The sequence below is a fragment of the Streptomyces sp. NPDC007863 genome (assembly GCF_040633895.1).
Classification (GTDB): Bacteria; Actinomycetota; Actinomycetes; order Streptomycetales; family Streptomycetaceae; genus Streptomyces.
This window is the reverse complement of sequence record NZ_JBEYEI010000004.1, coordinates 229,127-247,523: the sequence shown is the minus strand read 5'-3', so window position 1 is coordinate 247,523 and position 18,397 is coordinate 229,127. Positions and strand designations below refer to the sequence as shown.

The window sequence follows — 18,397 nt, the reverse complement described above, 5'->3', positions numbered from 1 at the left end:
GGCACGCCGGGCGCACAGCGTGGTGCGTCCGCTCCGTAGCGTCACCGGCCTGCGAAGGTGGGACACGTGAAGGCAATCCGTCGATTCACCGTGCGTCCTGTCCTCCCCGACACCCTTCGACCCCTCGCCGCCCTGGCGCGCAACCTGCGCTGGTCGTGGCACGAGCCGACCCGCGCCCTCTTCGACTCCCTGGCCCCCGAAGGGCTCGCGGGCGCCGATCCCGTCCGCGTCCTCGGCGCCCTGGAGGCGCCCCGGCTCGCCGCGCTCGCCGCCGACCGGGACTTCCTCGCCCGGCTCGCCACCGCCGCCGAGGACCTCGACGGCTACCTGCACCGGCCCCGCTGGTACCAGGAGCGCGGCGCGGGCGACGGGCCCGCGGCCCTCGCCTACTTCTCGCCCGAGTTCGGCGTCGCCGCCGCCCTGCCCCAGTACTCCGGCGGGCTCGGCATCCTCGCCGGCGACCACCTCAAGTCCGCCAGCGACCTCGGCGTGCCGCTCGTCGGCGTCGGACTCCTCTACCGCCACGGCTACTTCCGGCAGTCCCTCGGACGGGACGGCTGGCAGCAGGAGCAGTACCCCGTCCTCGACCCCGGCGAGCTGCCGGTCTCGCTGCTCCGGGAGGCCGACGGCGGCCCCGCCGGGATCGCGCTCGCCCTGCCCGGCGGGCGGAGCCTGCACGCCCACATCTGGGTCGCGCAGGTCGGCCGCGTCCCGCTGCTCATGCTCGACTCGGACGTCGAGGAGAACGCCCCCGGCGAGCGGTCCGTCACCGACCGCCTGTACGGCGGCGGCAGCGAGCACCGGCTCCTCCAGGAGATGCTGCTCGGCATCGGCGGCGTCCGCGCCGTCCGTACGTACACCCGGCTCACCGGCCACCCCGCGCCCGAGGTCTTCCACACCAACGAGGGCCACGCCGGCTTCCTCGGGCTCGAACGGATCCGCGAACTCCAGGGCGAGGGACTCGACTTCGACGCCGCCCTGGAGACCGTCCGGGCCGGGACCGTCTTCACCACCCACACCCCCGTCCCCGCCGGCATCGACCGCTTCGACCGGGAGCTCGTCGCCCGCCACCTCGGCGACGACGGCGCCCTGCCCGGCCTCGACACCGGCCGGATCCTCGCCCTCGGCGACGAGACCCCGCTCGGCGGCGAGCCCGGCGTCTTCAACATGGCCGCGATGGGCCTGCGCCTCGCCCAGCGCGCCAACGGCGTCTCCACCCTCCACGGCGCCGTCAGCCGGGAGATGTTCGCCGGGCTCTGGCCCGGCTTCGACGCCGACGAGGTGCCGATCACCTCCATCACCAACGGCGTCCACGCCCCCACCTGGACCGCCCCCGAGGCCGCCCGCCTCGGCCCCGACGCGAGCGACCGCGAGCTGTGGGAGCTGCGCGGCGCCCTGCGCGCCCGGCTCGTCGCCGACGTCCGCGACCGGCTCCGCGCCTCCTGGCGGCAGCGCGGCGCGGCCGCCGCCGAACTCGGCTGGACCGACACCGTCCTCGACCCCGAGGTCCTCACCATCGGCTTCGCCCGCCGGGTCCCCTCGTACAAGCGGCTCACCCTCATGCTCCGCGACAAGGACCGGCTGCGCGCCCTGCTGCTCCACCCCGAGCGGCCGGTGCAGCTCGTCGTCGCCGGCAAGGCCCACCCGGCCGACGACGGCGGCAAGAAGCTCGTCCAGGAACTCGTCCGCTTCGCCGACGACCCCCGGGTCCGGCACCGGATCGTCTTCCTGCCCGACTACGGCATGGAGATGGCCCGCGGCCTCTACCCCGGTTGCGACGTCTGGCTCAACAACCCGCTCCGCCCGCTGGAGGCCTGCGGCACCAGCGGCATGAAGGCCGCCCTCAACGGCTGTCTCAACCTCTCCGTCCTCGACGGCTGGTGGGACGAGTGGTTCGAGCCCGAGTTCGGCTGGGCGATCCCCACCGCCGACGGGGCCGCCGCCGCCGACGAGGAGCGCCGTGACGACCTGGAGGCCGCCGCCCTCTACGAACTGATCGAGCGCCGGGTCGCCCCCCGCTTCTACGACCGCGGCCCCGACGGCGTCCCCGCCGCCTGGACCGCCATGGTCCGCCGCACCCTCACCGAACTCGGCCCCAAGGTCCTCGCCGACCGGATGGTCAGGGAGTACGTGGAGCGGCTCTACGTCCCCGCCGCCGCGGCCCGCCGGGCGCTCACCCCGGACCGGGCGCGGGAGCTCGCCGCCTGGAAGGCCCGGGTCCGGGCCGCCTGGCCGGGCGTCTCGGTCGACCACGTGGAGGTCGGCGACGACCTCGCCGAGGCGGGTGCGGAGCTGGGCGCCACGCCGTGCGTCCGGGTCCGGGTCGCGCTCGGCGGACTGACGCCCGACGACGTCGAGGTGCAGGCGGTGACCGGCCGCGTCGACGCCGACGACACCCTCACCGGCACCCGCACGGTCGCCCTCAAGCCCGCCGGCGGTCCGGACCTGGAGGGCCGGCAGCCCTACGCGGGCACCCTGGAGCTGGACCGCACCGGCCCCTTCGGCTGCACCGTCCGCGTGCTGCCCGCCCACCCGCTCCTCGCCCACCCCGCCGAACCCGGCCTGATCGCGCTGCCCGAGGACCCGGGCGGCGAGGGCGCGGGAGTGCTCCTGAGGTAGCGGGACCGGGCACCCGGGCCGGGCACCCGGCCCGGGTGCCTAGGCTGGACGGCATGATCAGGGTGCTGCTGGCCGACGACGAGACGATGATCCGCGCCGGGGTGCGGGCCATCCTCACCACCGACCCGGGGATCGAGGTGGTCGCCGAGGCGGGCGACGGACACGAGGCGGTGGAGCTGGCCCGGCTCCACCGGCCCGACGTCGCCCTCCTCGACATCCGGATGCCCCGGCTCGACGGCCTCGCCGCCGCCGACGCGCTCCGCCGCACCCTGCCGGAGACGGCGGTCGTCATGCTCACCACCTTCTCCGAGGACGACTACATCGCCCGGGCCCTCGGCACCGGCGTCGGCGGCTTCCTCCTGAAGTCCGGCGACCCGCGCGAGCTGATCGCCGGGGTCCGCGCGGTCGCCGCCGGCGGCGCCGCCCTCTCGCCGACCGTCGCCCGCCGGGTCATCGACACCCTCGGCGGCGAGCGGCTCACCCGCGCGGCCGCCGCCCGGGCCCGGCTCGCCCCGCTCACCGGCCGGGAACGCGAGGTCGTCTCGCTGCTCGCCGCGGGCTGCTCCAACCAGGAGATCGCCGCCCGCATGTACGTCGTCGAGGGCACCGTCAAGGCCCACGTCAGCGCCGTCCTCGCCCGCCTCGGCCTGCGCAACCGCGTCCAGCTCGCGGTCCTCGCCCACGAGGCGGGGCTCACCGCCGGCCCGGGGCCCTCGGGTGCCTGAGGTCTCGCCGGCGCGCCGGCGGCTCTTCGACCTGGCGCTGTGGCTGCTGCTCTCGCTCCCGGTGCTGCTGCGCTCCGACCCGAACGACGGCGGGTCCTGGCTCCAGGTCGCCGCCGGGGTCACCGTCCTCGGCGGCTGTGTCGCCGTCAGCCGCCGGTGGCCGCTGCTGCCGCTCGCGGTCACGGTCGCCGCGAGCCTGCCCGCCTCCCTGGAGCTGTTCACGCCCTCGTACAGCCTCGCCCTGGTCGCCTTCGGCTATCTCGCCGGGCGGCGGCAGGACCACACCCGCGGCTCGCTCTGGCTGTTCGGGGCGGTGGCCGCCGTGGGCCTCGTGGCCACCCGGCTCACCGGCACCTCCCTCGGCCCCTGGTTCACCCTGCTGCTCGCCCTCGCCCTGGCGATCGTGGCGCCCTGGCTGGTCGGCCGGTACGTCCGCCAGTACGACCGGCTGGTGCGCAGCGGCTGGGAGCTGGCCGACCGGATGGAGCGGGAGCAGGCGGCGGTCGCCGACCGGGAGCGGCTGCGGGAGCGGTCGCGGATCGCCGGTGACATGCACGACTCCCTCGGCCACGACCTGGCGCTGATCGCGGTGCGGGCGGGTGCCCTGGAGGTGGATCCGGGGCTCGGGCCGGAGCAGCAGCGGGCGGCGGGCGAGCTGCGGCGGGCGGCGGCGGAGGCGACCGAGCGGTTGCGGGACGTCATCGGGGTGCTGCGGGAGGCCGGCGAGGGGGCGCCGACGACACCGGCGGACGAGACGGCCGGCGAGCTGGTGGACCGGGCCAGGGCCTCGGGGCTCGACGTGACGCTCCGGGGTGACGGTCCGGTGCCGGAGCTGCCGGGCATGGCGGGCCGGGCGCTGCACCGGGTGGTGCAGGAAGGGCTGACGAACGCGGCGAAGCACGCCCCGGGCGCGGCCGTCACGGTCGAGGTCCGGGAGACCGGCGGGCGGGTGACGGTACGGGTGGGGAACGGGCCGGGCGAGGGGGCCGGGGAGCCCGCCTCCGGGGGCTCCGGGCTCGTCGGCCTGGACGAGCGGGTGCGGCTCGCGGGCGGCACCCTGACCCACGGCCCGGTGCGCGGCGGCGGCTTCGCGCTGACGGCGGTGCTGCCCCGCCGGGCGCCGGCCCCGGTGCCGGCCGCGCCGACCTCGGCCCGGGAGCTGGACCGGGCGCGCCGCCGGGTGCGGAAGGACCTGGTGCGGGCGATCTGGATCCCGCTGGCGCTGCTGGCCGCCCTCGCGGTGCTGACGGCGGGCGTGGCCCTGTGGTCGCAGTCCCGCTCGTACCTGGAGCCCGACAACTACGCGCGGCTGCTGGTCGGCCAGGCGTACGCGGAGCTGGTGGAGGACCTGCCCGACCACGCCCTGGAGGCGCCGCCGGCGGGGCTGCCGCCGGAGCCGGCGGACGCGGACGAGTGCCGGTACTACCGGTCGACGGTCTTCGCGGAGCTGCCGGTGTACCGGCTGTGCTTCACCGGCAGGCGGCTGAGCTCGCGGGACGAGCTGGGGTGAACGGGCGGACGCCCGGAGGGATGGGATCCCTCCGGGCGTCCGTCGTACCGGCTTCCCTTACGGGAAGGTCAGCTTGAAGCTGTTGATGTAGCCGGTGTCGGCCCCGGCCTTGTCCTGGACGCGGAGCTTCCAGGCACCGTTGGCGACCTCGGAGGAGGCGTTCACGGTGTAGGTCTGGGCGATGTTGTCCGCACTGCCGCCGGAGCGGTTGTGCAGGTTGTAGACCGAGCCGTCGGGGGCGACGAGGTCGACGACGAGGTCACCGATGTAGGTGTGGACGATGTCCACGCCGACGGCGAGGTTGCTGGGCGCGTTGCCCGTGCGGCCGGTGACGTTGACCGTCGAGGTGACCGCGGCGCCGGGGGAGTCCGGGATGGAGACGTCGGCGGTGTTCTCGAAGACCGTGCCGGTGGGCGGCGTGGTGCCCGGGCGGGTGCCGACGTTGACGGCGGCCCAGGCGTGCTGGACGGCGAGGGCCTCGGGGCTGCCGGCGCCGTAGAGTTCCTCGGCGGCCGCGACCGTGCCGGTGCGGGCGCCCGCGTAGTTGGTGGACGAGGTCCACTTGGTGGTGAGGGCCTTGAACCAGATCATCCGGGCCTTGTCGATCCCGATGCCGGTGACCGGCAGGCCGTCGGAGGTCGGCGAGTCGTAGGTCACGCCGTTGACGGTCTTGACGCCGCTGCCCTCGGAGAGCAGGTAGAAGAAGTGGTTCGCCGGGCCCGAGGAGTAGTGGACGTCGATCGAGCCGATGCCCGAGTACCACGCGTCCTTGGACGAGCCGTCCTTGCTGGGCTTGTCCATGTAGCGGAGCGGGGTGCCGTTGCCGCGGATGTCGATCTTCTCGCCGACGAGGTAGTCGCCCTTGTCGTTGGCGTTGTTGGCGTAGAACTCGACGGCCGCCGCGAAGATGTCGGAGGTCGCCTCGTTGAGGCCGCCGGACTCGCCGCTGTAGACCAGCTTGGCGGTGACCGAGGTCAGGCCATGGGTCATCTCGTGGGCGGCCACGTCGATGGAGGTCAGCGGCTTGGCGTTGCTCGCGCCGTCGCCGTACGTCATGCAGAAGCAGGAGTCCTGCCAGAAGGCGTTGACGTAGGCGTTGCCGTAGTGGACCCGGGAGTACGCGCCGACGCCGTCACCGCGGATGCCGGAGCGGCCGTGCACGTTCTTGTAGTAGTCCCAGGTGAGCGCGGCGCCGTAGTGGGCGTCGGCGCCGGCCGTCTCCAGGTTGGACGGCGTGCCGTCGCCCCAGACGTCGTCCGAGCCGGAGAAGAGCGTCCCGGTGCCGGAGGTGCCGCGGTTGAGGTTGTACGTCTTGTGGTTGCCGCGGCCGGTGTCGGTCAGCGTGTACGACGGCGCGGTGCCGAGCGTGACCTGGCCGCTGTACTGGGTGTTGCCGGTGCCGGTGTGCACGGCCTGCCACTCGTACAGCTTGGCGCCGGACTTGGCGTCGGTGACGACGTGCAGCTCGTTCGGCGTGCCGTCGTGCTGGAGGCCGCCGACGACGGTCTCGTACGCGAGGACCGGGGCGCCGCTCTGGCCCATCCAGACGACCTTGCGCGGGGCGCGCTCGCTCTTGGTGGCCTTCGAGCCCTCGGCGGCGGCCAGGCCGACGGCCTGCTTCTCCGCGGCGGCGGGGGCGACGGTGGCCGCGAGGTCGACGTTCTTCAGCTCCGCGCGGGAGGACTTGGAGACGCCGGTGGTGGCGCCGGCCTTGGACTCGGCCACGATCAGGTCGCCGCCGAGGACCGGGAGGCCCGCGTAGGTGCGCTCGTAGCGCGTGTGGGTGGTGCCGTCGCGGTCCTGGACCACGTCGCGGACGACGAGCGCCTCCTGGCCGCCGAGGCCCAGCTCCTTGGCCGTCTCGGCCTTGTCGGCGTCGGCGGCCTTGATCAGCGCGGTGCGCTGGGCGGGGGAGAGGTCGGCGGGGAGCTTGCCCGGGTTGACCTTCCCGAGTGCCGACGCGGGGGCGGCGGCCGTGCCGAGGTTGTCGGCGGAGGCGCTGCCGGCCTGGACGCCGACGGCGATCATGGCGGCGGCTGCGACGAGCGCGCCGGTCGCGGTGGCACGACGGCTGGGCGTGGATCTCACGCGGACTCCTTTTGCGAGGGGGGTACCGGTCCGCTGGGTGGGCGGGCCGGGTGGTGCAAGCAGAGCGGTGACACACGAACGGGTGATGCGACGAACGCGGTTGCGAGGAACCTGGGAGAGAGTGACAGCTACCGCCGGTACCTGTCAGGACCGCGTCAACAACTTGGCCGGAAGTCGTCCGCTGCGCGCACGGTCGTGTTCGTTAACCGGACGTTTCATCGATCATGAACGCCCGGCCGTCCCCCGTTCTCCGTGCGGGAATCCCTTTACGGCTCCCCATCCGGACCCGCCGGATCCGGCGTCCGTCCCGCCCCTCGGACGCCGGCCCCCTTTGCCGAAGCGATGGCCGAAACCCGGCGGCCCGAATCCCGTCTTCCGCTCCTCGGCCGGGCGTCAGCCCGCCAGCGAGTCGCGCCAGGCGCGGTGGAGGCCCGCGTAGCGGCCCTCGCCGCCGACCAGGTCCGCCGGGGCGCCGTCCTCGACCACGCGGCCCGCCTCCATCACCAGGACCCGGTCCGCGACCTCGACCGTGGAGAGACGGTGGGCGATGACCACTGCCGTGCGGCCCGCCAGGACCGTGTCCATCGCGTGCTGCACCGCCCGCTCGCCCGGCACGTCCAGCGAGCTCGTCGCCTCGTCCAGGATGAGCACCGCCGGATCCGCCAGGAGCGCCCGCGCGAAGGCCACCAACTGGCGCTGACCGGCCGAGATCCGGCCGCCCCGCTTCCGTACGTCGGTGTCGTAGCCGTCCGGCAGCCCGGCGATGAACTCGTGCGCGCCGATCGCCTTCGCCGCCCGCTCGATCTCCTCCCGGGTCGCGTCCGGGCGTCCGATCGCGATGTTCTCCGCGACCGTACCCGAGAAGAGGAACGCCTCCTGTGTCACCATCACCACCCCGCGCCGCAGTTCGGGCGTCGACAGCTCCCGCAGGTCCACGCCGTCGAGCAGCACCCGGCCCTCCGTCGGGTCGTAGAAGCGGGCGAGCAGCTTCGCCAGCGTCGACTTGCCCGCGCCGGTCGCGCCGACCACCGCCACCGTCTGCCCCGCCGGGATCCGCAACGAGAAGCGGGGCAGCACCTCACCGCCCGTCCGGTAGGCGAACCGCACCCCGTCGAAGACGACCTCCCGGCCCGGCGCCGCCCCCGCCCGCTCCGGCAGCTCCCGCGGCGCCGCCGCCTCCGGCACGCCCGGCTCCTGCGCGAGCAGCCCCGCGATCTTCGTCAGCGAAGCGGCCGCCGACTCGTACGAGTTGAGGAACATCCCGAGCCGGTCGATCGGGTCGTAGAGCCGCCGCACGTACAGCACCGCCGCCGCCAGCACACCGAGCTCCAGCGAACCCTCCGCCACCCGGTAGGCGCCCCACAGGCACATTCCGGCCACCGCCGTGTTCGCCACCACGCGCGAGCCCACCACATAGCGGGCCATCTCCAGGAGCGCGTCCCCGTTGCTCCGCTCGTGCCGGTGGTTCAGCCCCGCGAACTCCGCGTCGTTCACCCCCTCCCGGCGGAAGGCCCGCACCGGCCGGATGCCGTTCATCGTCTCCGCGAACTTCACGATCACCCCGGCGATCGCCGTCGACCGCTCCGCGTACACCGCGCCCGCCCGCCGCCGGTACATCCGCACCAGCAGGTACAGCGGCCCGAACGAGGCCACCGCCACCGCCCCGATCCCCAGGTCCAGCCAGAGCAGCACCAGCGAGATCGACACGAACGACAGCACCACCCCCACCAGCTCCTGCAGCCCCTCCGACAGCAGCTCCCGCAGCGACTCCACGTCCGTCGTCGACCGCGAGATCAGCCGCCCCGAGGTGTACCGCTCGTGGAAGTCCACGCTCAGCACCTGCGCGTGCCGGAAGATCCGCCCCCGCAGATCGAGCAGCACGTCCTGGTTGATCCGCGCCGCGCCCCGCACGAAGACGTACTGGAGCGCCCCCGCGCCCACCGCGCACAGCAGATAGCCCACCGCCACCGCGATCAGCGGCCCGTGGTCCCCGGCCCGGAAGGCCGGCACGCCCCGGTCGATCGCGTACGCCACGAGCAGCGGACCCGCCTGGACCGCCGCCTCCTTCACCAGCAGCGTCAGCGCCGCCACCGCCACCCGGAACCGGTGCCCGGCGAGCAGAGAGCGCAGCAGCGCCCCGGTCGCCCCGCGCGGCGCCGGCAGATCGTCCCGGTCGAACGGATCACCCGGGCCGGCGCCGGACCCGCCGTCCCGCTCCTTCTCGTCCTCCGCCCGCGGGAGCGTCGTCTCCGTCATCGTTCCCCGTCCCCTTCGCCCGCCATCAGCCAGGCGTACTCGCCGCTGCCGCGCAGCAGTTCCTGATGGGTGCCGACCGCCGCGATCCGCCCGCCCGAGAGCAGCGCCACCCGGTCGGCCAGCATCACCGTCGACGGCCGGTGCGCCACGACCAGCGCCGTCGTCTCCTTCAGCACCTCGCGCAGGGCCGCCTCCACCCGCGCCTCCGTGTGCACGTCGAGCGCCGACAGCGGATCGTCCAGGACCAGGAAGCGCGGCCGGCCGACCACCGCCCGGGCGAGCGCGAGCCGCTGCCGCTGCCCGCCCGAGAGGCTCAGCCCCTGCTCGCCGACCTGCGTCCCGGTGCCCTCCGGCAGCCGGTCCACGAAGCCCTCGGCCTGCGCGACGCCCAGGGCGCGCCGCAGCTCCGGCCCGCCGGCCTCCTGCCCGGCGCCCATCAGCACGTTCTCCCCGACGCTCGCCGAGAACAGCGTCGGCTCCTCGAAGGCCACCGACACCAGCGACCGCAGCCGCTCCCGGTCCATCAGGGCGATGTCCTCGCCGTCGAGCAGGATCCGCCCGCCGGTCGCCTCGTGCAGCCGGGGGACGAGCGCGGTGAGCGTGGTCTTGCCGGAACCCGTGGCGCCGACCAGGGCGAGCGTCTCCCCGGGCCGGATGTGCAGGTCGATGCCGTCCAGGACCGGCGGCGCCCCCTCCGGGGCGTCCGGGTACCGGAACGACACCCCCTCGAAGCGCACACCGTCCGGGCCCTTCCCGCCGGGCCCGCCGCCCGCCGCCGCCGTGTCCGGCTCGACCTCCGCGTCCATCACCTCGAAGTACCGCTCGGTGGCCGTCGCCGCCTCCTGGCTCATCGCGAGGAGGAAGCCGATCGACTCCACCGGCCAGCGCAGCGCGAGCGCCGTCGACAGGAAGGCGACGAGCGTGCCCGCCGACAGGTCCCCGTCCGCGACCTGGACCGTGCCGAGGACCAGCGTCGCCCCGATCGCCAGCTCCGGAAGGATCGTGATGAGCGCCCAGATCAGCGCGAGCAGCCGCGCCTTGGCCAGCTCGGTGGAGCGCAGCAGCCGGGCGAGCCGGCGGAAGGACTCCGCCTGGCTGCGGTGCCGGCCGAAGCCCTTGACGATCCGGATGCCGAGGACGCTCTCCTCGACGACCGTCGTCAGATCGCCGACCTGGTCCTGGGCGCGGCGCGCGACGACCGCGTACCGGCTCTCGAAGAACGAGCAGAGGGCCACCACCGGCACCACGGGCGTCAGGAGCACCAGGCCGAGCGACCAGTCCTGAGCGAGCAGCAGGGCACAGCCGGCCAGCAGGGTCACCCCGTTGACCACCAGGAAGGTCAGCGGGAAGGCCAGGAACATCCGGACCAGCATCAGGTCCGTCGTCCCGCGCGAGAGCAGCTGCCCGGACGCCCACCGGTCGTGGAAGGCGATCGGCAGCCGCTGGAGCCTGCCGTACAGGTCCTCCCGCATCCGCGCCTCCACCGAGGACAGCGGCCGGGCCACCAGCCACCGCCGCAGCCCGAAGAGCCCGGCCTCGGCGAAGCCGAGCAGCAGCAGGTACAGCGCCCCCAGCCACACCCCGCCCGGGTCCCGGTCCGCGACCGGCCCGTCCACCAGCCACTTCAGGACCAGCGGGATGACGAGCGACAGACAGGAGGCGACGATCGCGACGGCGGCGGCGCCGAAGAACCGCCCGCGCACGGGCCGGACGTACGGCCAGAGCCGCAACAGCACCCGCACCGCCGATCGGTCGGCGGGGCGGTCCTCGGGGCGGTCTTCGGGGCGGTCTTCGGGGGTGGCAGGTTTCTCGGACATCAGCCCCGACCCTACGAGTCCCCACTGACACGACTCACCCGATTTTCGGCCAGGAGCCGCCGACCGCGACCGACTCCCCGGGACCGGCTCCCCGCACCCCCTCCGTAGGATCCCTGCCCTGTGCACGTACCAGGGGTGGGGAGAACACCATGAGAACCCGGCAGAGATTCCGCGCGGCCGTCGTCGCGCTGCCGTTGCTGCTCGCCGTCGCCGGCTGCGAGAGCGGCGCGGAGCGGCCGGCGGCCCGGTCGGGCGAGACCGCGAGCCCGGCCGCTTCCCCGTCCCGGCTGCCCGTCTACGACATGCCGCGGCACAAGCAGCCCTCCGCGGCGGGGGACGCGCTGGCGGACAGTGGGACGGCCCGGTTCACCACGACCGTCACCTACACCGCGGCCGGGGGAAGCGCCGTCGAAAGGACCACCGGAGTTCTTGACTGGCGGAAGGACGCCGCCCGCGCGGAGCGGGTGAGCCGGGTGCCGGCCGGCTTCCCGGAGGACATCGCGGACGACCTCGGTCTCACGCCCGGCCTGACCGAACGGCAGGAGTACGCCGTCGAGGGGAACGAGATCGCGTACCGCCCGAAGGGGGGCACCTGGCTGCGGTACGCCGCCTCCGACCCCAAGGAGTTCGCCGACGGCGTCGGCGGTCTCCTCGGCTACGCGGGCGACGCGGCCCCGTGGGGGAACACCCTCGCCGAGGTGCTGAAGGTCTCCTTCGCCCTCGACGACGAGCCGCTGCCGGGCGGCGGGCGCCGCTACCGCACGCAGGTCGACGGGCTGCAGGCGCAGAGCGCCCTGCCGCCCGCCGTCGACGGACGCGTGCAGGGGCTGGCCCCCACCCAGACCGTCGTCGTCGACCTCGACCGCCGGGGCCGGCTCGTCCGCGCCGAGGCGGACTACGGGAAGCTGCTCGCGGAGCAGCACGCCAAGGGGGTGCTGCCCGGCCTGACCGGCCTCCGCGTCGAGTTCGCCCTCACCGGCCACGGCGCCCCGGTCACCGCTCTCGTCCCCGCCACCGAGCGGTCCGAGACCGCGAGGACCGTGCTCACGGCGATCGCGAAGGTGAAGCCGGGCGCCTGCGCCTCCACCGACACCGGCCTCGGCCACCCCGGTCTCGTCCGTGTCGTCCCCTGCGGCGGCGGCGCCGACCTCCGGGTCTTCGGACAGCAGCGGATCGACGAGACGGTCCGGAACGCCGACCCCGAGGGTCTTGCCGACCGGCTCGCCGGCGAGCGGTGCCGCGGCGACTTCCGTGCGGCCCCGGCCGCCTGGACGGCCGGGGCCCGGCCCGCCGACACGTTCTGGTCGACCGGCGACGAGAAGCTCACCTTCGCGTTCACCGGGCCCGACGCCCACGCCCGCGGCGACTTCACCTGCTACGTGAAGCTCCGCTGACGCCCTCACCCCGCCACCCGCAGCAGCACCACCGACCGCGCCCCCACCGTGAGCGCCGCCCCGCCGGGGTGGAGCGTGCCCGGGGGCGCGGTCTGGTCGTCCAGGGACGTGTCGAGGACGCGTTCGTAGGTCTGGGCCCAGGGCGGGCCGGGGAGGCGGAAGTCCAGGGGGCGGGGGCCCGCGTGGAGGACGGCGAGGAAGCTGTCGTCGAGGACCTGCTCGCCCCGCTCGTCGCGGCCCGGTATGTCGCGGCCCGACAGGTAGAGGGCGAGCGTCGCCGAGGGCGCGTACCAGTCCCGTTCGGTCATCTCCGTGCCGTCGGGGCCGAACCACGCGAGGTCCCGCAGCCCGTCGGCGCCCTGCGGCCGGCCGGAGAAGAAGGCGCGGCGGCGCAGCACCGGGTGGCGGTGGCGGAGGGCGAGGAGCCGGCGGGTGAGGGCGAGGAGCTGGGCGCGGCCGGGGTCCTCGGGCAGGGACCAGTCGAGCCAGCCGGTCTCGTTGTCCTGGCAGTACGCGTTGTTGTTGCCGCCCTGGGTGCGGCCCATCTCGTCGCCCGCGACGAGCATCGGCACCCCGGTGGAGAGCAGCAGGGTGGTGAGCAGGTTGCGGAGCTGGCGGAGCCGGAGGGCGTTCACCGCCGGGTCGTCGGTCTCGCCCTCCGTGCCGCAGTTCCAGGAGCGGTTGTCGTGGGTGCCGTCGCGGTTCCCCTCGCCGTTGGCCTCGTTGTGCTTGCGCTCGTACGTGACGAGGTCGCGGAGCGTGAAGCCGTCGTGGGCGGTGACGAAGTTGACGGAGGCGTAGGGGCGGCGGCCGCCCCAGGCGTACAGGTCGCTGGAGCCGGAGAGCCGGTAGCCGAGGTCACGGACGTCGGGCAGCGCGCCGCGCCAGAAGTCCCGTACGGCGTCCCGGTAGCGGTCGTTCCACTCGGTCCACAGCGGTGGGAAGGCGCCGACCTGGTAGCCGCCGTTGCCGACGTCCCACGGTTCGGCGATGAGCTTGACCCGGCGGAGCACCGGGTCCTGGGCGATGACGGCGAGGAAGGGGGAGAGCATGTCGACGTCGTGCATCGAGCGGGCGAGCGCCGCCGCCAGGTCGAAGCGGAAGCCGTCGACGCCCATCTCGGTGACCCAGTACCGCAGGGAGTCGGTGATGAGCCGCAGCACCTGCGGCTGGACGACGTGGAGCGTGTTGCCGCAGCCGGTGTAGTCGGCGTACCGGCGCGCGTCCGACTGGAGCCGGTAGTAGCCGCGGTTGTCGATGCCCTTCAGCGACAGCGTGGGGCCGAGCTCGCCCGCCTCCGCCGTGTGGTTGTAGACGACGTCGAGGATCACCTCGATGCCCGCCGCGTGCAGCGCCCGCACCATCCGCTTGAACTCGCCGACCTGCTGCCCGGTGGTGCCGGACGAGGAGTAGCCGGCGTGCGGGGCGAAGTAGCCGATCGAGTTGTAGCCCCAGTAGTTGGTGAGGCCGCGCCGCAGCAGGTGGTCCTCGTGGGCGAACTGGTGCACCGGCAGCAGTTCGACGGCCGTGACCCCGAGGCGGACGAGGTGGTCGATCGCGGCCGGGTGGGCGAGCCCCGCGTAGGTGCCGCGCAGGCGCTCCGGGATGCCGGGGTGCCGGGCGGTGAAGCCCTTGACGTGCAGCTCGTAGATGACGGAGTCCTGCCAGGGCGTCTTGGGCCTGCGGTCGTCGGACCAGTCGTCGTCGTCCCGTACGACGACCCCCTTGGGCACGTGCGGGGCGGAGTCCCGCTCGTCGCGGACGGTGTCGGCGACGTGCTGCTGCGGCCAGTCCCGGACGTGTCCGTACGCCTCCGGGGGCAGCGCCGCGAAGTCGCCGTCGACGGCCCGGGCGTACGGGTCGAGGAGCAGCTTCGCCGGGTTCCAGCGGGCGCCGGTCCACGGGTCCCAGCGGCCGTGCACCCGGTATCCGTACCGCTGTCCGGGGCCGACGCCCGGCACGAAGCCGTGCCAGATCTCGTGGGTCAGCTCGGTCAGCGGCAGCCGGGTCTCGGTGCCGTCGGGTGCGAAGAGGCAGAGTTCCACGGCCTCCGCTCCGCCCGCCCAGAGCGCGAAGTTGGTGCCCCGGGTCCCGTCCGGACCTGTCCGGCAGCGGGCCCCGAGCGGGGTGGGCGTCCCCGGCCACACCGGGGGCGAGGCCCGTCCCGGGGCATGCTCCGGTACCGCCTGCTGTTCGGCTGCGCTCGACACCGCCCTGGCCTCCCGCGGCTCCGGCGGGGCCCGCGTGCCGGGGCGGGGGCGTCCCGGCCCCGGCCCCGCGCGTCCTCCCGCACCCTCGTGTACTCCCGGTCGTACTCCCTGTTCTGCCCGCAGCGCCGTCCCCCCAACATGGCCCGTCCGGACGTTTCCCCTGGAGGGGGGTCGTCGTTGGGCCACGCGTGACACGTGTATGGGAACGGGCCGGGCAACTCCTCGCGGTGGCGGGGCTCCTCGTGGGCCTCGCCGGCTGCACCGGATCGGACGGGGGAGGGGGCCTCGGCCTGGACCTCCCGGGGAAGGCGCGGGCCCCCGGCGACGTGATCCGGGTCAGCCCGGAGGACGGCAGCCGGGCGGTCCCCGCGGACGGTCCCCTGGAGGTGCGGGTGGACAGCGGGCGGCTCGAACGGGTGAGCGTGACCCAGGTGGCGGACGGCCGGCGGGCCGCCGTGCCCGGGGCGATCGCGGCCGACGGGCTGCGCTGGCGCCCCGCCGACGGCACCCGGCTCGCGCTCGCCGCGAAGTACAGCGTGGACGCGGTGGCGCTCGACGCCCACGGGCGCCGCTCGGCCCGGCACACCACCTTCACCACGGTGGTGCCGGAGAGCCGCTTCATCGGCTACTTCACTCCGGAGAACCGTTCCACGGTCGGCGCCGGCATGATCGTTTCCTTCGGCTTCAACCGGCCGATCGAGAACCGGGCCGAGGTGGAGCGGGCCATCCGGGTCACCGCGGACCCGCCGGTGGAGGTCGTGGGCCACTGGTTCGGCAAGGAGCGGCTCGACTTCCGCCCGGCCGCGTACTGGGCGGCCGGCACGAAGGTCACGGTCGAGCTCGGCCTGCGGGACGTCGAGGGCGCCCCCGGCGTCTACGGCATCCAGCGCAAGACGGTCGGTTTCACGGTCGGCCGCTCCCAGGTGTCCCTGGTCGACGCCGCCGCCCACACCATGGAGGTCCGGCGGGACGGGCGGCTGCTCGCCACGCTGCCGATCACCGCGGGCGCGCCGAAGACCACCACGTACAACGGGAAGATGGTGGTGACCGAGCTGTACGACGTGACCCGGATGAACGGCGCCACGGTCGGCTTCGGCGGCGAGTACGACATCAAGGACGTGCCGCACGCCATGCGGCTCACCGAGTCGGGCACCTTCATCCACGGCAACTACTGGGCGGACGAGTCCACCTTCGGCTCGGCCAACGTCAGCCACGGCTGCGTGGGGCTGCGGGACGTGAAGGGCGGCGGCGCGGAGACCCCGGCCGGCTGGTTCTTCGACCGGAGCCTGGTCGGGGACGTCGTCGAGGTGGTCAACTCCCGGGACCGGAAGGTCGCTCCGGACAACGGCCTGGGCGGCTGGAACATGGACTGGGAGGGCTGGAAGAAGGGCTCCGCGCTCCGCTGACCCGGCCCCGGTCCGTACCCCGGTCCCCGCCCCGTCCCCGCCCCGGTCCGGGGGCCGGACGCGAGCCGCTCCCCGCTCGCCTCCGGCCTCGTCCCAACTGGGACTGAACGGTGACATGTACGTGGAACTTTCGTGTCTTCCGGTGTGATTATCTAGCGCCGTGCGCGGGACGTGCGTACAGGGGGTGGGGCCCGGCCGGCGGCCGGGTCGTGCGAGGGGAGAAGACCATAGTGAACGGGCAGCCGATATCGGGGACGCCGGCACGGCGGCGGGGCGTCCGTCTCGGAGCGCTGGCCGCGGGGGCGCTGATGGTGGTCCTCACCGCCTGCGGCGGCGGGGAGCCGGCCGAGTCCGGCGCGGGCGCGGGCGGCAAGGGCACCGGCCAGGGGAGCGCCGCCCCCGACAACGCCGCCTCGCAGGCGGTCGTCACCGTCCTGCCGAAGGACGGCGCCGAAGCGGTCGCCACCAGCGGGGCCCTCAAGGTCACCGCCGAGCAGGGCAAGCTGACCACCGTGACCGTCGCCGACTCCAAGGGCGACGCGGTCGAGGGCAAGATCTCCGCGGACGGCGCCAGCTGGGAGCCGCTGGCCCATCTGGCGGCCGGGACCCAGTACAAGGTCCACGCGATCGCGAAGGACGCCGACGGCCGGGAGTCCGCCAAGGACACCACCTTCACCACGCTGACCCCGAAGAACACCTTCATCGGCAACTACACGCCGGAGGCCGGTACGACCGTCGGCGTCGGCATGCCGGTCTCCCTCCGCTTCACCCGGGGCATCACCGACCCGGAGGCCGTGGAGAAGGCGATCAAGGTGACGGCCGAGCCGGCCGTCGAGATCGAGGGCCACTGGTTCGGCAACGACCGCCTCGACTTCCGCCCCGAGCAGTACTGGAAGGCGGGGACGAAGGTCACCGTCGAGCTGAACCTGGACGGCGTCGAGGGCCGCCCGGGCGTCTACGGCAAGCAGAAGAAGACGTACTCCTTCACCATCGGCCGCCGCCAGGTCTCCACGGTCGACGCGAGCGCCAAGACGATGAAGGTCGAGCGCGACGGGAAGATCATCAAGACCCTCCCGATCACCGCGGGCGCCCCGTCCACGACCACGTACAACGGCCAGATGGTCATCAGCGAGAAGTTCAAGGTGACCCGCATGAACGGGGCCACGGTGGGCTTCGGCGGCGAGTACGACATCAAGGACGTGCCGCACGCCATGCGCCTGTCCACCTCCGGCACCTTCGTGCACGGCAACTACTGGGCCCCGAAGTCCACCTTCGGCTCCCAGAACGTCAGCCACGGCTGCGTCGGCCTCTCGGACACCCGGGGCGCGGGCGACAGCTCCACCCCGGCCGCGTGGTTCTTCGACCGCTCGATCATCGGCGACGTCGTCGTCGTGAAGAACTCCAAGGACAAGCAGATCAAGCCGGACAACGGCCTGAACGGCTGGAACATGTCCTGGGCGGAGTGGACCGAGTAGGTCCCTCCCGATCCGGGTACGGGCCCGGTGCCGTCCGCTCTGTGAGCAACGGCACCGGGCCCGTCTCCGTTAACGGCCACTAACCTTCACCCCATGACTGTGAACCTCGAAGTCGCCGACGGCGTCGGCACGATCCGCCTCGACCGCCCGCCGATGAACGCGCTGGACATCGCCACCCAGGACCGGCTGCGCGAGCTGGCCCAGGAGGCCACCGACCGCGACGACGTGCGGGCCGTGGTCCTCTACGGCGGCGAGAAGGTCTTCGCGGCCGGCGCGGACATCAAGGAGATGCAGGTCATGGACCACGTGGCCATGGTCGAGCGGTCGCGCGCCCTCCAGGACTCCTTCACCGCCGTCGCCCGCATCCCCAAACCGGTCGTCGCCGCGATCACCGGCTACGCCCTCGGCGGCGGCTGCGAGCTCGCGCTCTGCGCCGACTACCGGATCGCCGGCGACAACGCCAAGCTCGGCCAGCCCGAGATCCTGCTCGGCCTGATCCCCGGCGCCGGCGGCACCCAGCGGCTGTCCCGGCTCGTCGGCCCCTCCAAGGCCAAGGACCTCATCTTCACCGGCCGGATGGTGAAGGCCGACGAGGCGCTCGCGCTCGGCCTGGTCGACCGGGTCGTGCCGGCCGCCGAGGTGTACGAGCAGGCGCACGCCTGGGCCGCGAAGCTGGCCCAGGGCCCGGCGGTGGCGCTGCGCGCCGCCAAGGAGGCGATCGACCAGGGTCTGGAGGCCGACATCGACACCGGCCTGGCCCTCGAACGGACCTGGTTCTCCGCGCTGTTCGCCACCGCCGACCGCGAGACCGGCATGCGCAGCTTCGTCGAAGAGGGCCCGGGCAAGGCGAAGTTCGCCTGACCTCCCGCCCGCCGCACGCCGGACGGGCCGTCAGCC

11 protein-coding genes are annotated in these 18,397 nt (G+C 74.1%); 7 read left to right on the top strand and 4 right to left on the bottom strand.

From position 1 onward, the window contains the following. The first annotated feature begins 66 nt into the window (after positions 1–66). Genes glgP through ABZ621_RS08385 form a run of 3 tightly spaced genes read left to right on the top strand, consistent with a single transcriptional unit; the run spans position 67 to position 4,854 of the window. Positions 67–2,619, top strand: a complete 2,553-nt coding sequence (gene glgP / locus ABZ621_RS08395; RefSeq protein WP_360601993.1) for an alpha-glucan family phosphorylase — start codon at positions 67–69, stop codon at positions 2,617–2,619. A 53-nt stretch (positions 2,620–2,672) separates the two neighbouring features. Beyond that, a complete protein-coding gene (locus ABZ621_RS08390; RefSeq protein ID WP_360601991.1) occupies positions 2,673–3,344 on the top strand; it encodes a response regulator transcription factor in 672 nt (223 codons plus the stop codon). Further along, entirely contained in the window at positions 3,337–4,854 is a 1,518-nt protein-coding gene (locus tag ABZ621_RS08385) for a histidine kinase (protein WP_360601989.1), read from the top strand. Before ABZ621_RS08390 ends, ABZ621_RS08385 begins: the two co-directional genes overlap by 8 nt. 57 nt (positions 4,855–4,911) lie before the next feature. Here the strand turns inward: ABZ621_RS08385 and ABZ621_RS08380 are convergent, their stop codons facing one another. From ABZ621_RS08380 to ABZ621_RS08370, 3 genes are all read right to left on the bottom strand, one after another. Further along, positions 4,912–6,942 carry a M4 family metallopeptidase gene (locus ABZ621_RS08380; RefSeq protein WP_360601987.1) on the bottom strand — a complete coding sequence of 677 codons (2,031 nt, stop codon included), beginning with the start codon at positions 6,940–6,942 and terminating at the stop codon, positions 4,912–4,914. 393 nt (positions 6,943–7,335) lie between these two features. Continuing rightward, positions 7,336–9,198 (bottom strand): ABC transporter ATP-binding protein, encoded by a 1,863-nt coding sequence (locus ABZ621_RS08375; RefSeq protein ID WP_360601985.1) that lies wholly within the window; start codon positions 9,196–9,198, stop codon positions 7,336–7,338. After that, the gene (locus ABZ621_RS08370) at positions 9,195–11,015 is read right to left on the bottom strand and encodes an ABC transporter ATP-binding protein (protein ID WP_360601983.1); all 1,821 of its coding nucleotides are present in this window, start codon (positions 11,013–11,015) and stop codon (positions 9,195–9,197) included. The genes ABZ621_RS08375 and ABZ621_RS08370 overlap by 4 nt, the downstream gene beginning before the upstream one ends. Before the next feature lie 149 nt (positions 11,016–11,164). Here ABZ621_RS08370 and ABZ621_RS08365 point away from each other — a divergent pair, with 149 nt between their 5' ends. Next, the gene (locus ABZ621_RS08365) at positions 11,165–12,409 is read left to right on the top strand and encodes a hypothetical protein (RefSeq protein WP_360601981.1); all 1,245 of its coding nucleotides are present in this window, start codon (positions 11,165–11,167) and stop codon (positions 12,407–12,409) included. 5 nt (positions 12,410–12,414) lie between these two features. On the opposite strand, the gene glgX is transcribed toward ABZ621_RS08365, so the two are convergent. Continuing rightward, on the bottom strand, positions 12,415–14,619 hold the full coding sequence (glgX, locus tag ABZ621_RS08360; protein ID WP_360601979.1) for a glycogen debranching protein GlgX: 2,205 nt from the start codon (positions 14,617–14,619) through the stop codon (positions 12,415–12,417). A 188-nt stretch (positions 14,620–14,807) separates the two neighbouring features. Here glgX and ABZ621_RS08355 point away from each other — a divergent pair, with 188 nt between their 5' ends. The 3 genes from ABZ621_RS08355 to ABZ621_RS08345 all read left to right on the top strand — a co-directional run bounded on the left by ABZ621_RS08355 (position 14,808) and on the right by ABZ621_RS08345 (position 18,361). After that, on the top strand, positions 14,808–16,025 hold the full coding sequence (locus ABZ621_RS08355; protein WP_360601977.1) for an Ig-like domain-containing protein: 1,218 nt from the start codon (positions 14,808–14,810) through the stop codon (positions 16,023–16,025). A 230-nt stretch (positions 16,026–16,255) separates the two neighbouring features. Beyond that, positions 16,256–17,500 carry an Ig-like domain-containing protein gene (locus ABZ621_RS08350; RefSeq protein WP_360601975.1) on the top strand — a complete coding sequence of 415 codons (1,245 nt, stop codon included), beginning with the start codon at positions 16,256–16,258 and terminating at the stop codon, positions 17,498–17,500. Positions 17,501–17,593: 93 nt separating this feature from the next. Continuing rightward, positions 17,594–18,361 (top strand): enoyl-CoA hydratase-related protein, encoded by a 768-nt coding sequence (locus tag ABZ621_RS08345; RefSeq protein WP_360601973.1) that lies wholly within the window; start codon positions 17,594–17,596, stop codon positions 18,359–18,361. The last annotated feature ends 36 nt before the right edge of the window (positions 18,362–18,397 follow it).

Excerpts from the sequence above, each read along its gene's own strand:
- ABZ621_RS08390 (WP_360601991.1), top strand. The coding sequence starts at position 2,673 with ATGATCAGGGTGCTGCTGGCCGACGACGAGACGATGATCCGCGCCGGG.
- ABZ621_RS08375 (WP_360601985.1), bottom strand. The coding sequence starts at position 9,198 with ATGACGGAGACGACGCTCCCGCGGGCGGAGGACGAGAAGGAGCGGGAC.
- ABZ621_RS08370 (WP_360601983.1), bottom strand. The coding sequence starts at position 11,015 with ATGTCCGAGAAACCTGCCACCCCCGAAGACCGCCCCGAAGACCGCCCC.
- ABZ621_RS08365 (WP_360601981.1), top strand. The coding sequence starts at position 11,165 with ATGAGAACCCGGCAGAGATTCCGCGCGGCCGTCGTCGCGCTGCCGTTG.
- ABZ621_RS08345 (WP_360601973.1), top strand. The coding sequence starts at position 17,594 with ATGACTGTGAACCTCGAAGTCGCCGACGGCGTCGGCACGATCCGCCTC.